Below are 14,477 nucleotides of genomic sequence, written 5' to 3' on the forward strand. Positions count from 1 at the left end.
TCGTCACCCTAGCCGGGCCTGGACTCGCAGACTCCGGGCCAGGTGGTCTCGCTGCTCGATCACCAAGCGCCGTAGCGCTGCCGGTGCCCACTCGTGGTCGGCGAGCCACGAGTCTGCGGTGTCGGTAGACGATTGCTGCGGAAAGAGGCGAACGACGATTCGCCGTGCGATCTCGATACTGCGTGAGGTCCACAACGACGAGATTGACTCGAAGTATCGGTCGTCGTAGGGCGCAGTGAGGTCCGGTCGGTGACCAGCCCCGAACCCGGTGATGAAGGCGTCGAGCACATCGTTGGAGATGTCCTCGCGTTCGGTGACGGCGGCCCACGCCCTCGCTTTGACGGCGGCGTCGGGGATCGCCGTCGACGCCGCAGTATGAGCGGTGCGTCCCGACAGGGTGTCGTCCGAGGCCAGTTCGCCATCGAGGTCGTGGGAAGTCGCGTGGCCGGTGGCGGCGAGTGCCAGCCAGAATGCCCAGCGGAGATCAGGATCGAGTCGCAGCCCCGCGATGGTGCGAGTGCCATCGAGCAGTGAGCGCAAATCCTCCGCCAGGAGGTCGTCCAGCTGCGCGGTCGATGCGACCGCACGCGCCCACACCAACTGTGCGTCGCTCCCGGGTTCGCTCGACTGCAGTTGCGTCCACGACGCATTCAGCCATTGCCGGGTGGGTTCGTCCCGCCGATCGTCACCGAGATAGTGCCCGAGAGTGAATGCCACGTTGGCCGTCACCGCGGAGAGAAGGCCGATCTTGGGCTCGTTGGGCGCAAATCTGGTTGCGACATCGATGTATTCGCGCGCAGAGAGCTCAGCGTCCCGGGTGGAGTTCCACAGCGCGGACCACACGAGCCCTCGCGCGAGCGGGTCGACGATGCGGTCGAGGTAAGCCTGCACGGTGGCGGTGGAGCGCTCGTCGAATCGGATCTTGGCGTAGGTCAGATCGTCGTCGTTGAGCAGGACCAGTGCGGCATCTTCGAAGTCGACCGGTGTTCGCGCTTCTGTGATGTCGAGTTCCCGGCGGTGGGTTCTCGTCAGATTCCCGTCCTCGTTCAGATCGTAGAGTCCGACGGCGATGCGGTGCGGCCGCGGATCCGTCTGCTCGATGGCATCACCTGTAAAGGACAGTGTGGACACGCCGGTGGTCTGCAGCCACGCGGCCGCCCAGGTGTCGAGATCGCGTCCGCTGGCGGTGGACATCTCGCTCAACAGGTCCGTCAGAGTCGTGTTACCGAAGGCATGGGTGCGAAAGTAGTTGCGGGAGGAAGCGAAGAAGGCGTCGGCACCGACGAATGCCCCCAATTGCTTGAGCACGCTCGCGCCCTTGGCGTAGGTGATGCCGTCGAAGTTGAGCTTGGCGGCCTCGAGATCGGTGATGTCGGCAACGATCGGATGAGTGGTGGGGAGTTGATCCTGCAGATAGGCCCACGCTTTTCGGCGGTTCGCGAAACTGACCCAGGCATCGGTGAATCGAGTGGCCTCGGCCGATGCGTACGCACCCATGTAGTCCGCGAACGACTCCTTGAGCCACAGATCGTCCCACCACTGCATCGTGACGAGGTCGCCGAACCACATGTGTGCCATCTCGTGCAAGATCGTGTTGGCGCGAGCCTCGTACTGGGCTTCGGTTGCCGCCGAACGGAATACGTACGATTCGGTGAACGTGACGAGCCCGGGGTTCTCCATCGCACCGAGGTTGTACTCGGGGACGAAGATCTGGTCGTACTTACCGAACGGGTACGGATACTCGAACTTGTCGTGGAAGAAGTCCAGGCCCCGCTTCGTGGTTTCGAAGATGTCCTCGGCGTCGAAATGCTCGGCGAGTGAGGCTCGACAATATGCGCCGAGAGGAACGGTCAGTTCGCCTCGCGTCCATGATGATTCGACGCCGTGATACGGGCCGGCCGCAACCGCGGTGATGTAGGTCGATATGGGCAGGGTCGGGGCAAAGGTGGTGACTGTGTCGTCGGTGACCCCCGCGCGGTTGGACAAGACCGTCCACGCCGGTGGTGCCGTGACCGTCAGCGTGAACGAGGCCTTGAGGTCCGGTTGCTCGAAGTTTGCGAACACCCGGCGAGCATCGGCCGGCTCGTACTGGGTGTAGAGGTAGACGCTGTCGTCTACCGGGTCGACGAAGCGGTGCAGTCCTTCTCCCGACCTGCTGTACCGCCCGCGAGCACGTATCCGAACGATGTTGTGCTCGGTGAGTCCGACCAGTTGGATGCGAGCGCCGTCGTAATCGACCTGAGCGTCGGTGCCGTTGACGGTGACCTCGTCGACAGCGGCACCGATGAAGTCGACCCATGTCGCTGCGGTGGTGGCGTCGAATTCGATGGTCGTGACCGTCTCGAAGGTATCGACATCCATGTCCTCGGCTCGCAGGAGATCCAGATGGACGAGATACTTCACCCCGTCGATGTGTCGCGATCGCCTGCGAGTTTCGGTCCGGGTCAGATTTGCGGTGCTCACCGAACCAACCCTAGGTGATTCGTTTTCACAGGGCGGGTGGGGTGAAGTAGTGATTTCCGAGTGGATCGACGATATGTAGGACTCCTTCCGGGAGTAGTTCGGTGCGCCACAGCTTCCGCGTTTTCAGGTTGTGGTGGAGCCGGCAGCGCGGACCGATGTTCGTGAGAATCGTCCAGCCGCCTTTCTCGGGTTGTTGTCGGTCGAATTCGACGATGTGGTCGAGGTCGCATCGTTCCGAAGGCACGTTGCAGCCAGGATGGAGGCAGTACGGCTGTTCGGCACGAACTCGCGCCGCGAGAGATCGACTGGGCGTGTAGCTCAGTGCACCCGGAGGCGGGAGTTTCATGCCCCCGTGGCCGTCGGGATACAAGGCGTGGACGCCGATGGGGTCGTGCCCGACGATGCCACGCCACCGTTCGATCAGCGTTCCTCCGCCCGGCCGCGATCGCGACACTGTGTCGGGCGGCACTGTATCGGGCGGCGGTGTGTCGGGCACCGGTGTGCCTGGCGCGGGTGGTGGTGGTGCGGCCGGTGGCATCGTGTCCGAAATGGGACTCGAACTGTCGCTGGATGTTTCACCGGTTGCGTCGAAATTCGTGTCCGAGGGCTCGGTTCTCTCCGGACTCGGACCACCGGTCTCGTGGGTATCAGGGGCCTCCGGATCCGCCGCATCCCCGCGAGACACCTGGCATGTGGGGCACTCACACAGCAGTGCCTCGCTGCGCATCAATGCAGTCTGGGCGTCGCCTCGACGCTGGTCGTCCGAACGCGGATCCTCCGGGTGCAGACGCGTGACCTCGGCGGCGATCCGCGAAAGCTGTTCGTCGGCTTCGCCGTCGGTCATCAGGGTGGTCAGGCTCGACAGTCCCCGTGCACGGCGACGAAGACGGATTCGCTTCTCGGTGCGAGCGGCACGCTTGCGCACCGCGCGGTCCCAGTCGGCGTCGGCCTCGATGAGCAGTCGGTCGATCTCGCGGCCCAAGGTGCTCGGAGCCATCTCCCGGGCGGCTTTGAGAATTTCGGGCTCGAGAGCGACGACCGTCTCCGGCCGAGCATGAAGCAGATGATCGTGGATCGTCCTGACTCGCTCCAGGTCGAGCGCACCGTCGATGAAACCCTGACGCACGAGAGGGCGCAGTTGACGCCACATCTGCAGCTTGTTGTTCACAGCGGCGAAGGTGGATGACAGAGCCGCCGCCAGTTCGCAGATCGCCGAGCTGAACAGATCTTTCTCGGTCACCCCGGTGTCCCACGGTGATGCGCATGCCGTTCGATTTCGGACATAGTGGTCCATGAGGGCGAGTTCCGACGCGACGGCAGCGTTGATCCTCCGACGCGCGCCCAGAACGTCGGCGAGCGCGGAATGTTCGTCCGTCGTCCACGCCGCTTTTCGTAGCCCCATGTCACCCCCCAGCGACCGAAGATCGAACACGTATTCGACCTCGTTGCCACGAGCGTAAACCAGGGCACCGACACATTCCCCGGCCCTGGTGGAAGGCCCTCAGAGCGCGCCGACGGCGCGAGTCACATCGAGTTCGAGGAGGTAGTGATTGATGGCGATCGCTGCCTTCGATCCTGCTGCTGCCGAATTGATCAGCTGGGCGGGAGAATCCGAGACGTTCCCTGCAGTCCACAGGCCGTCGACACTGGTGAGTCCGGTCGGGTCGGTAGCGACCCACCCGTCGTCGAGGCGGGAGCATCCGATCGGAGTCAGCAGCATGTCGTTCGGAACGAACGTCGGGCCGACGAACACGACTGTTCGAGGAACGACGGTCCCGTCGGACAGCTCGATGCCGACGACGCGACCATCCCGCACGACGACTCGGGCAACGGGCGCGTCGACGATGTCGACGGACCGAGCGTCGAGTCGGAGGCGTTCGTCGTCGCTCAGTTCGATGCCGTTGGTGAAGAAGACGACGTCCTCCGACCACTGTCGAATCAAAGACGCCTGATGGACCGTGAAGGGCCGGTTGGACCCGCCGACAACGGCAATGGGCTGATCACGTACCTCGTAGCCGTGACAGTACGGGCAATGCAGAACCCCCGAACCCCACTGCTCTCGGACGCCGGGGATGTCGGGTAGTTCGTCGCGAAGCCCGGTGGCCACCAATACCGATCGCGCAGTCAGGACCGTCCCATCTCCGAGGTGGATCTCGAAGCCGTTCTCGATTCGAGTTACGTTGCCCTGCAGAATCTCTCCGTCGTACCGGAGAACCTCCTGGCGTCCGGCCTCACGCAAGTCCCCAGGTGAGGAACCGTCGCGGGAGAGAAAGTTGTGAACATGGTCGGCAGGAGCGTTGCGCGGCTCTCCGGCGTCGACGACGATCACCCGCCGGCGTGCCCGCGCCAAAAGGGTTGCGGCACTGAGCCCGGCCGGTCCGCCGCCTACGACTACGGTGTCGTATGTCAAGAGCACTCCTCGAAGTCGATGGGCTGGAGTGCGAACGTAGCAGAACTGTCAACTGGTTAACAATATTGGTGGTGACGATGACCGATGACTCGCTCCGCGAGCTGACCTGCGCACGGTGGACCGAGTTCAATCCGGAACTGGACACTTCGCCGATGCAGGTGGTGGCCCAGATCAAACGAATCGTCGCGCTGCTCGATCTGGCCGTCGAGCCGATATACGCCGCCGCCGATGTCTCCGTCGCCGAGGTGGAGTTGATGGTGCCCCTTCGTTATGCAGTCGAGCAGGTGACCGCGGTGCGGTTGGCGGAGTTGCTCGGAATGACTCGCGCCGGGGTGAGCAAGGCACTCGCCAAACTCGAACGCCGCGGATTCGTGGATCGTGTGCCCAGCGCCGAAGATCGACGGTCTGCTTCGATCACCCTGACCGATCGGGGAAAGGGCGTTGTCGACGAGGTCTTTCCTCGCGAACTCGACGCTCACGGACGACTGTTCGACGCATTGGGTGCGCAACGGACGCGTGTCCTCGAAGCTCTGGCTACCCTCGCCGAGTCGATGGAGGACGGTGCGTCATCGCTGTGACTGCTCGGTCGACCTGCTCGAGGGCTACGCTCGCGAGCAGGTGCGGGAGCGAGCTCGGAGGAGCACACGATGAACACATTTCAGAAGTCGGCGGCAGCGTTCAACAGGGTTTTCATGGTCGTGATGAAGGCACCCGTGCTCGACAGGGTGCTCGGACGGTCGATGGGCATCCTGACCTACACCGGCCGAAAGTCCGGCAAGAAGATCTCACTGCCGCTGGCTATCACCCGGAAAGGTGATCACCTGAAAGTCAGGGTGGCGATGCCGGACAAGAAGAACTGGTGGCGAAACTTCACGAACGACGGCGGTCACGTCGACGTCGACCTCGGCGGCGTTCGGTACACAGGCCTCGCGACGGCGACCCGCGACGATCGCGGGCGAGTGTTCGTCGACATCGCCGTGGATCACTGAGCGCCGCCGGAACTCTGTGCCGGATCTGCCGGACTCCCCTGTCAATCAAGGTTGACAGAAGTCGGTCTGTCAACCTACATTGACGAGCATGACCGAAGCCACTGCACTTGCAGCCGCAGCCGCCAGTCCCGATCCGGGGGAGGGGCTGCGTGCGGTAGCGGCTCTTCGACGGTTGCTCGAGCGGCTGGAAGCCGTTCAGGTTCGCACCGCCCGCAATCAGGGATGGTCGTGGCAGGCGATAGCGGACTCGCTGGGCGTCAGTAGGCAGGCGGTCCACAAGAAGCACGGCGGAAAAGGAAGGTAGACAATCATGTTCGAGCGATTCACCACGTCCGCCAGAGCAGTCGTGCTGGGTGCCCAGGGGCAAGCGCGGGCACTGCACTCGCCACGTATCGAGCCCACCCATCTGTTCCTCGGTGCGCTCGCGGTCGCCGAAGAGCCGCTGAAGAACGCGCTCGCCGAGGTCGGATTCACCGTCGATGGAGTACGCGCGGACGCGCAGTCTCAGGATGCGCGTGCGCTGAGCTCACTCGGGATCGACCTGGACGCCGTCCTGACGACCGTCGACGCCGCCCTGGGTTCGCACGCCGTCGACGGGGCGCAAGCGGACGGCCTGAATCACATACCGTTCGCGCCGTCGGCCAAGGAAGTATTGAAGCTGTCACTGAAGGAAGCCGTCGAACGACACGATCGCAAGATCGGCGTCGAACATGTACTTCTCGGTTTGGTTCGAGGTGCCGATCCATGGTTCACCGAACTGGTGCAGCGGCATTGTTCGCTCGATGAACTGCGATCGACGGTCCTGCTCGTTCGGACGCCGTAGCCGCCCGACGCAGCGAACCCTACGATGGCGGCCATGAACTTTCTGATTCGGCTCGTGATCAACGCTGTTGCCATTTGGGTCGCCAAGGAATTCGTCGACGGGATCACCGTCACCAGTTCGGGTCGCGGTGACGGGTGGGACATCCTGGTGCTGCTCGGTATCGCAGCCGTGCTCACGATCGTCAACGCGTTCATCAAGCCGATGGTCAAGCTGCTCTCGCTGCCGTTGCTGATTCTGACTCTCGGACTGTTCACTCTCGTGATCAATGCGCTGATGCTGCTGTTGACGGGCTGGTTGTCGTCGCAGACCGGCTACGGCCTCGAGATCGTGGGATTCGCCGCTGCGTTCTGGGGCGCGATCATCGTCTCGATCGTGAACTTCCTGCTCGGCGCGTTCGTGCCCGACAAGCGTTAGGCGAAGGCCAACGCAACACCGGTGCTCGCGCCCCAGACGAGCATCGCCAAGCCCGAATCGCGCAGTGCGGGAATCAGTTCGAACCCGTGCGCACCCTTGCGTACCGGGGAGTTCGCGCGAGCAGCGAAGGGGAGTGCCAGCAGGCCCACCAGGGCCCACGGAGTTCGGGCAATCAGAACCACCGTCATCGCGAACGGCACCACCAGCAATGCGAGATGCAGGTAGCGAGTGCGGGTGTCGCCCAATCGCACTGCAAGCGTGAGCTTTCCGGATTCGGTATCGGTGGGGATGTCCCGCAGGTTGTTGGCGACGAGTACGGCGCTCGAGAACGATCCGACGGCCACCGCGGCCAACACTCCGGCCCAATCTATCTGCTCTGCCTGCACGAACTGCGTGCCGAGAACCGCGACGAGTCCGAAGAACACGAATACCGCGATCTCGCCGAATCCGCTGTAGCCGTACGGCTTCGAGCCGCCGGTGTAATACCAGGCACCGGCTATGCAGACCAGGCCTACGATGACCAACCACCAGGCACTGGTGGCAGCCAACGCCAATCCGGCCACGGCTCCGACGGCGAAACAGCCGATGGCGGCCCTCTTGACCGCGCCTGCGGAGGCCGCCTTGGAACCGACCAGGCGCAAGGGCCCGACTCGATCGTCGTCGGTGCCGCGGATTCCGTCCGAGTAGTCGTTGGCGAAATTGACGCCGACGATCAGGGCCAGCGAGACGATCAAGGCCAGCAGCGCCTTCCACCACACCCCGGCGTCGAGGGACACGGCTGCACCGGTACCGACCAGGACGGGAGCGATCGCGTTCGGGAGTGTGCGCGGTCGCGCGCCTTCGATCCATTGCGCAGTGGTGGCCATGAGCGACGATCCTTCCGTATCCGCTCGACGGACGAGAACGCGGCCGGTCAGAACGGCAGGCGCGGCAACACCGGTAGTGGGATGACGGGCATCTGGACGCCGGGAATCTGTGGCAGCGGCACCGTCGGTGCCGGCGCAGGTGCCGGTGGGTTGTAGTGCGGTTGGTACTGAACATAGGGTGCCGGGTCGGCAGCAGGCGGCGGCGCGGAGGTCGTCGTCGGGGCCGGCGGCGGGACGTCGGATGTGGGTGCCGTCGTCGAGGTCGTCGTAGTGCCGGCCACCGGCGATGTGGTCTGCGAAACGCGCTCGCCCACGCTGGCGGGGGTGCTCAGCGGTTGGTCTCCCTCGCTGGACCCGATAGCGGTGAACAGCCCGATGGCCGCGATGACGCCCGCGATCGGCAGCGCGATCATTCCCAGCCGTGTCAGTGCCGGTCGGTGTGAGACGAGGGGCGGCACATGGGCCGCGTCCACGTGGGTGGCGTGCACAGCCGCTCCGCCGGCGACCACCAGCTCCGGCCGATCCGGGACGATGACCGGCAGCTGCAGAAAGCGTTCCAGCGTGGCCCGGACCAGCGGAACATTGGAGGTTCCACCGATGGCGACGACGGCATCGGGATAGAACTCGGCTTCGAGACCGAGTTGGCGTACCGTCGCGGCGGCCTGCTCGGTGGAGCGCGCAATCGACAACTCGAAGATGTGCCGCTCGAGGAGGACGTGCTCGCCGTCGGGTGTGCTGGTGGTCTGGTGTGTGGACAGCGCTTCCTTGATTCCTCGGCAGAAGGCCGTCAGTGCACTCTCTTCGTCAGGAGACTGCGGCGGTCGCACGATGCCGAGACCGAGGATGTGCTCGCGGACGACGGCGTCGAACGCGCTACCGCTGATGGCGGTGGTGCGCGTCGAACCGTAGGAGCGGCCGGATTCGACGTCCACGATGTCGACGCCGACGCCTGTGTCTCCGGCGTCGAACAGTGCGATCGTTCGGTGGTGTGACGGCAGTCCGGGCCGCAGGTATTCCAGTGCCGCGCCGGTTTCGTCGATGAGGTGCACGTCGGAGACGTACTCCTCGGCCAGGGCGGCGGCAATCTGTGCCCGCTCCACGGGGGTGCGGTGGGCGACGCCCAGGGACTGCGGTGCGTCGGGCCGATCGACGATGCCGCGGACCACGCGCGCGACGTCCTCGGCGGAGGGGGAGAGCTGCCAGTCGTCGAACGGGGTGCCGTCGCTCCAGGTGCCGTCTTCGGTGGTCCGGGCCGTGCGGATACCGCACGTGCCCAGTGACACACCCACGGACGAACGCATCGCTTCTCCGGCCTCTCCGATTCGATGACGGGGATCAGGTGTAAATTGCGCGCCCTCGAGACAGGCGACGAGGTCACTCTACCGTCTCACGGTTTGGTTAGGGTCTCAAAACAATCTGAACGTCAATTCGAAGCGTTCGGCCCAGCGGCCTACGATCTGAGGACAGTGCCCCACGACATCGCGTATCCCGAGACGACGCACCTCACGGCCGAACTTCCGGTGGTGGGGATCCTCGGCGTCGTGACGACCGTGGTCGACGGCCGTCCCCTGCCGGTATCGGGTACGCGGGCGCAGGCCCTGCTCGTGGCGTTGGCGCTGGATCCGGGGCGGGCGCGGTCCTCGCAGGGGCTCATCGAGGAGGTGTGGCCCGGCGAGCCTCCCCGATCACCGAAGAATGCTCTGCAGACACAGATCTCTCGACTGCGATCGGCGCTGCCCAGCGGCGCTCTCGAGAGTGGGCCCGGGGGATATCGGTTGGTTCTCAATGCCGAGGACATCGATCTCGGCCGGGCCCGTGCTCTGACCCGCGGCGCAGAGGGCCGCCTCGCTCAGGGGCACTTCCAGGATGCATTCGACCTGGTCGTCGAAGCCCTCGGTCTGTGGCGCGGTGAGCCCATCGACTCGGTTCGGGTCGAGGCCGACGCGGTTGGGATGGCTCTGAAGTCGCTGCAGGTCGCGGCCCTCCTGGGTCTGAGAAGATACGGCGACGCTCTGCCGCATGCGCAGGCCCGCGCGGCCGAGGATCCAGCCGACGAGCGTGCTGCCGCCGACCTCATGCGCGCGCTGCACGGTGTGGGCCGACCCAACGACGCGCTGACGGTGTTCGCGGACTTGCGCAACTATCTGGCCCAGCGGTTGGGAACGGATCCCTCGCCCGCGACGACCGCACTGAATGCCGAAATTCTCGGTCACGACGCGCCGAAGGTGCTGCAGACCATCGGGCTTCGTGCCGCACCCAATGCCTTGATCGGTCGAGGTGACGACATCGTTGCGATCGAGGAGTTGCTGCACACCTCTCGCGTCACCACCGTCCTCGGTCCTGGCGGCGCGGGCAAGACGCGCATCGCACATGCCCTGGGTCATCGAGCTGCCGATTCGATGCCGGTGGCGTTCGTCGAATTGGCGTCGCTGCGCAGTGGCGAGGACGTCGCCTCGGCGATCGGAGCCACCCTCGGATTGACCGAGGCGGATTACACTGTCGGCAGTCTTCAGGTCGCCCGGGTGCACTCGATTCACGAGCGTCTGGTCGACGTCTTCTCGACTCGCCGAGGTTTGTTGATCCTCGACAACTGCGAGCACGTGATCGGCGAGGTGGCTGCAGTCGTGGACGAGCTCGTGGCTGCGACGGATCTGGTGACGGTATTGGCGACCTCCCGTTCGCCGATGGGGTCGACGGCCGAATCGGTGTTTCCGCTGCCCTCTCTCGGCATGCTCGGCCCGAATTCGCCTGCTACAGAGCTCTTTTGCGTCAGAGCTCGTGCAGTTCGCCCGTCCGTGCGACTCGATCCCGACGCTGTCGCGGCCCTGTGTCACACCTTGGACGGCCTGCCCCTTGCCATCGAGTTGGCCGCAGCGCGAGTGAAGTCGATGAGTGTGGAGGACATCGGCACGCGGTTGCACAAACGATTCGCGCTGCTGCGATCGACGGACCGAACCCGTCCGGAACGACATCGAACGTTGCACGCGGTCATCGACTGGAGTTGGAATCTGCTCGACGGCACAGAGCAGGCAACTCTTCGCCGGCTCTGTCGCTTTCCTGCGGGCTTCGATCTCGACGCCGCGCGAACGGTGGCGGAATGGTCCGAGGTCGAGGATGTTTCGTTTGCGCTCGACGGTCTGGTGAACCAGTCCATGCTCACAGTTGCCGAGACGTCTACGGGCGTGCGGTACCACATGCTCGAGACCGTCCGCGAGTACGGCGAGGAGCAATTGGACGCGAGCGGGGAGGAAGAGCAGGTCGCACTACGCCTGCGAGCCTGGTCGACTGCGGTGTCGACGAGGATTTCCGCAGGCTATGCCGGCGGGCGTCCGGCCGAGATGGTTCTGCTGCTCGAGGCGGAGCACGACAACCTGCTCTCCATGATGAGACATTCTTTCGCACATGATGTTTCGGAGCACGTCTGCACTCTCTTCTCGGTACTGGGCTACTTCTGGGCCATGCGCGGCGCGCATTCCGAGGTGCTGAACTGGGCCGACAGGGTGCAGAGCAGTATCCGCCGCGGGATCGCAGAAACACCCGACGACAACGCCGTCATGTGCATGCTGGTTCTGGCGGCGCATTTTGCCTACGGACGACAACTGCGTCGGGTAGCCCGAGTTCGAGTCGATCTACGAAATCTGTTGCGCCACAGAACCGACATCGCACCGGGGTTGCGGTTCAATGCCGAGGTGCTCGTGCACCACATCGGAGGGCGAGGGTTGGCCAGAAAACTGGCTCTTGCCACGCGCTCCGAATACGGCGACGTTCGCTGCAACGCGTACGTGGTTCGCGCGATGCTCGCTCAGAATTCGGGGCGATTGCACGAGTCGATTCGAGACGGTGAGCGCGCTCTCGGCATCGCGCGTAGTCGTGGTGATCTGTGGGCAGTGGGGTCCACCTCGCAAACACTTGCCAGCTCCTACGGTCTGGCAGGCGATCAAGCCACGGCCGCCGAGTACTACCGAACCTCCGCCGATGTCATGTGGACGATGCATGCCTACGAGGAGAGCATGCAAACCCGAACCTTCCTGGCAATGGCCCTGATCGGAGCGGGTCGGGTGGACGAGGGGCGGGCGCTGGTGGAGGAATTGGCGTCGGGAGGTATGGCGCAGGACTGGAGCCCGGGCAATTCCGGTGACACCGCTGATCCGGGGCCTGCCCACGATTCCGGCGCTCGGTGGGATCGTGCGCAGCAGCAGTCGACGTCCGCGTCGTTGACTGCGGCACGGGCAGCGGCGGACGTGGAAGACGGTCACGTCGAACGAGGTTTGGCGCAATTTCGGGAAGCATTGGCCATCGGGGGCTGGCCATCGCAGGACGCGAGCGATCCGTTCATGACGATTCTGGTGTGCGCGGCCGTCGGAGCGCATGTATTGCACGCTCGTGCGGCGGAGATGCGCGAAGCGGTGGGGGAGCTGGTGCGCACGCCGTGGAATGCGTTGGTGCCTGGCGGTTTCTACGATATTCCGATGCTCGGCGCTGTTGCGTGCGCAGTGGGTTCGTTCGAGGTGCAGTGCGGGGACCGCGAACGTGGAGTTCGGTTGCTGGCCGCGTCGGACCGGGCGGTGGGTCGCCAGGATTTTCCGTCGATGCGCATCGATCGGCACGTGGCCGCAGCCCGCGCGATTGTCGGTGACCCTACGGTCGACGCCGGTATCGCGCGGGCTGCTGGTATCACCAGACATGCTGCACTGCAGGAGATCTTGAGTTCGCTACCCGTGTCCTAGGCCTTGCGCATGTACGACGTGACGGTCAGTGGGGCGAAGACGGCGACGATGACCACGGCTCCGAGGAGTGAGTACACGACGTGAATACCGAAGTGCCCGTTGTTCGCCAGCTCTCGGACCGCCGTCACCAGGTGTGAGACGGGGTTGACGTCGGCGAAAGCCCTCAGCCAGCTCGGCATCGTGGAGGTGTCGACGAAGGCGTTGGACAGGAACGTCAGCGGGAACAGCACCAGCATCGAGATGCCCTGGACCGAGGAGGCTTTGCTCATCAAGGTGCCCAGCAGTGCGAATATCCAGCTGATCGCCCAGGCGCAGAACATCACCAGCAGGACGGCTCCGGCGAGGCCGAGAAATCCTCCGGCCGGGTGGTAACCCATCGCGAACCCGGTGAGGAAACAGACGACCGCCGCGATGAGGTAGCGGATGACGTCGGCCATCAATGCTCCTGCAAGCGGAGAGATTCGGGCGATCGGTAGAGACCGGAATCGGTCGAAGACGCCCTTGTCCATATCTTCTCGCAGCTGTGTGCCGGTGACGACGGAACCGGTGATTACCGTTTGCACCAGGATTCCGGGCACGATCATCGGCAGGTAGGACGTGACGTCCCCGGCAACCGCGCCGCCGAAGATGTAGCTGAACATCAGGGTGAAGATCACCGGTAGCAGCACCACATCGGTGAGTTGTTCGGGATTGTGTCGGAGCTTGAGCAGCCCGCGATATCCCATGGTCGCGGACTGGGCGGCGGTACGGGCCAGGCCGATGTGGCGGACGACCGGACGGTCGGCGCGGTCGATGTACGTCGAAGTTTGCGGAGTGAGAGTGGTGGTCATGCTGCGTCCTCGTCTGCGCTCTTGCCGGTGAGGGTCAGGAATACCTCGTCCAGGCTGGGTTTGGTGACGGTGATTTCGCTGACGTCGATGCCGCAGTCGCGCAGTCGAATCAAGATGTCGGGGGTCATCGATGTGTCGGTCATGGGTGCAGTCAGACGAGCAGACGCGGGGCTGACCGACACGTCGGTGCCCAGTTGCCTCGCAACCAGAGCTCGGGCGTCGTCGATCTGGTTTCGGTCCGCGAGAGTCAGGGACAGCGCCGAGGTGCCCACCGAGGACTTGAGCCCGTCAGCGGTGTCGTCGGCGATCACGCGGCCGTGATCGATGACGGCGATGCGATCGCACAGTTGGTCGGCCTCGTCGAGGTACTGAGTTGTCAGTAGAACGGTCGAGCCCGCCGCGACGAGCCGACGAATGGTGTCCCACATCTGGGCTCGGGTGCGGGGGTCGAGCCCGGTGGTCGGCTCGTCGAGGAACAGCAGCGGCGGTGCCGAGATCAGGCTCGCGGCCAGATCGAGGCGCCGCCGCATGCCACCGGAGAACAACTTCAACGGTCGCGACGCTGCGTCCGTCAACTCGAATTCCTCGAGGAGTTCGACGGCTTTGGCTTTGCTGTCGCGTCGACTCAGGCCGAGAAGCCGGGAGAAGACGACGAGATTCTCGGTCGCGGTGAGATCCTCGTCCACCGATGCGTACTGACCGGTGACGCCGACGAGCGACCGGACCGCGGTGGCGTCGGCGACGACGTCTCGGCCGAAAACTCGGGCCGAGCCGCCGTCGGGTCGAAGGAGGGTGGCGAGCATGCGGACCGTTGTGGTCTTGCCTGCGCCGTTGGGGCCGAGGACTCCGTAAACCGCCCCGGTGGGGACGGTCAGGCTGACACCGTCGACCGCGCGCTGCTTACCGAATGTCTTGACGAGGCCGTCGGCCTCGATAGCTGGTGTGGTCATGGGAC

12 protein-coding genes and 1 pseudogene are annotated in these 14,477 nt (G+C 64.5%); 6 read left to right on the forward strand and 7 right to left on the reverse strand.

What is annotated here, in order from left to right:
* Nucleotides 1–3: 3 nt before the first annotated feature.
* From pepN to CH286_RS14355, 3 genes are all read right to left on the reverse strand, one after another.
* On the reverse strand, nt 4–2,463 hold the full coding sequence (gene pepN, locus CH286_RS14345; protein WP_094609507.1) for an aminopeptidase N: 2,460 nt from the start codon (nt 2,461–2,463) through the stop codon (nt 4–6).
* Nucleotides 2,464–2,488: 25 nt separating this feature from the next.
* Nucleotides 2,489–3,895: an HNH endonuclease signature motif containing protein gene (locus tag CH286_RS14350; RefSeq protein WP_094609508.1), complete on the reverse strand. Its 1,407-nt coding sequence runs from the start codon at nt 3,893–3,895 to the stop codon at nt 2,489–2,491.
* A 69-nt stretch (nt 3,896–3,964) separates the two neighbouring features.
* Nucleotides 3,965–4,873 carry an NAD(P)/FAD-dependent oxidoreductase gene (locus CH286_RS14355; protein ID WP_094609627.1) on the reverse strand — a complete coding sequence of 303 codons (909 nt, stop codon included), beginning with the start codon at nt 4,871–4,873 and terminating at the stop codon, nt 3,965–3,967.
* A 77-nt stretch (nt 4,874–4,950) separates the two neighbouring features.
* On the opposite strand from CH286_RS14355, the gene CH286_RS14360 reads away from it, so the two are divergent.
* The 5 genes from CH286_RS14360 to CH286_RS14380 all read left to right on the forward strand — a co-directional run bounded on the left by CH286_RS14360 (nt 4,951) and on the right by CH286_RS14380 (nt 7,099).
* A complete protein-coding gene (locus tag CH286_RS14360; protein ID WP_094609628.1) occupies nt 4,951–5,451 on the forward strand; it encodes a MarR family winged helix-turn-helix transcriptional regulator in 501 nt (166 codons plus the stop codon).
* Nucleotides 5,452–5,520: 69 nt separating this feature from the next.
* On the forward strand, nt 5,521–5,862 hold the full coding sequence (locus tag CH286_RS14365; RefSeq protein WP_094609509.1) for a nitroreductase/quinone reductase family protein: 342 nt from the start codon (nt 5,521–5,523) through the stop codon (nt 5,860–5,862).
* Nucleotides 5,863–5,950: 88 nt separating this feature from the next.
* On the forward strand, nt 5,951–6,166 hold the full coding sequence (locus CH286_RS14370; protein WP_032401893.1) for a helix-turn-helix domain-containing protein: 216 nt from the start codon (nt 5,951–5,953) through the stop codon (nt 6,164–6,166).
* A 6-nt stretch (nt 6,167–6,172) separates the two neighbouring features.
* Complete coding sequence (locus CH286_RS14375) at nt 6,173–6,685, forward strand: Clp protease N-terminal domain-containing protein (RefSeq protein ID WP_037153717.1); 513 nt, start codon at nt 6,173–6,175, stop codon at nt 6,683–6,685.
* Nucleotides 6,686–6,718: 33 nt separating this feature from the next.
* Nucleotides 6,719–7,099, forward strand: a complete 381-nt coding sequence (locus CH286_RS14380) for a phage holin family protein (RefSeq protein WP_094609629.1) — start codon at nt 6,719–6,721, stop codon at nt 7,097–7,099.
* Here the strand turns inward: CH286_RS14380 and CH286_RS14385 are convergent.
* Nucleotides 7,096–7,965, reverse strand: coding sequence for a 1,4-dihydroxy-2-naphthoate polyprenyltransferase (locus CH286_RS14385; RefSeq protein WP_032380414.1), 870 nt, complete (start codon nt 7,963–7,965; stop codon nt 7,096–7,098). The two genes, CH286_RS14380 and CH286_RS14385, sit on opposite strands and share 4 nt — an antisense overlap.
* A 47-nt stretch (nt 7,966–8,012) precedes the next feature.
* Complete coding sequence (locus CH286_RS14390) at nt 8,013–9,266, reverse strand: Hsp70 family protein (protein ID WP_094609510.1); 1,254 nt, start codon at nt 9,264–9,266, stop codon at nt 8,013–8,015.
* Between the two features lie 165 nt (nt 9,267–9,431).
* Here CH286_RS14390 and CH286_RS14395 point away from each other — a divergent pair, with 165 nt between their 5' ends.
* On the forward strand, nt 9,432–12,692 hold the full coding sequence (locus CH286_RS14395) for a BTAD domain-containing putative transcriptional regulator (protein ID WP_255182655.1): 3,261 nt from the start codon (nt 9,432–9,434) through the stop codon (nt 12,690–12,692).
* Here the strand turns inward: CH286_RS14395 and CH286_RS14400 are convergent.
* A complete protein-coding gene (locus tag CH286_RS14400; RefSeq protein ID WP_094609512.1) occupies nt 12,689–13,522 on the reverse strand; it encodes an ABC transporter permease in 834 nt (277 codons plus the stop codon). The genes CH286_RS14395 and CH286_RS14400 overlap by 4 nt on opposite strands.
* A pseudogene (locus CH286_RS14405) lies at nt 13,519–14,415 on the reverse strand (ATP-binding cassette domain-containing protein); the annotation flags it as partial. The pseudogene CH286_RS14405 and the gene CH286_RS14400, both read right to left, overlap by 4 nt.
* Nucleotides 14,416–14,477: the final 62 nt, after the last annotated feature.

This window comes from Rhodococcus sp. WWJCD1 (assembly GCF_002258735.1).
Taxonomy (GTDB): Bacteria; Actinomycetota; Actinomycetes; order Mycobacteriales; family Mycobacteriaceae; genus Rhodococcoides.

Coding starts and splice junctions, on each gene's coding strand:
- CH286_RS14390 (WP_094609510.1), bottom strand. CDS start 9,266: ATGCGTTCGTCCGTGGGTGTGTCACTGGGCACGTGCGGTATCCGCACG.
- CH286_RS14380 (WP_094609629.1), top strand. CDS start 6,719: ATGAACTTTCTGATTCGGCTCGTGATCAACGCTGTTGCCATTTGGGTC.
- CH286_RS14365 (WP_094609509.1), top strand. CDS start 5,521: ATGAACACATTTCAGAAGTCGGCGGCAGCGTTCAACAGGGTTTTCATG.
- CH286_RS14360 (WP_094609628.1), top strand. CDS start 4,951: ATGACCGATGACTCGCTCCGCGAGCTGACCTGCGCACGGTGGACCGAG.
- CH286_RS14400 (WP_094609512.1), bottom strand. CDS start 13,522: ATGACCACCACTCTCACTCCGCAAACTTCGACGTACATCGACCGCGCC.
- CH286_RS14370 (WP_032401893.1), top strand. CDS start 5,951: ATGACCGAAGCCACTGCACTTGCAGCCGCAGCCGCCAGTCCCGATCCG.
- CH286_RS14375 (WP_037153717.1), top strand. CDS start 6,173: ATGTTCGAGCGATTCACCACGTCCGCCAGAGCAGTCGTGCTGGGTGCC.
- CH286_RS14385 (WP_032380414.1), bottom strand. CDS start 7,965: ATGGCCACCACTGCGCAATGGATCGAAGGCGCGCGACCGCGCACACTC.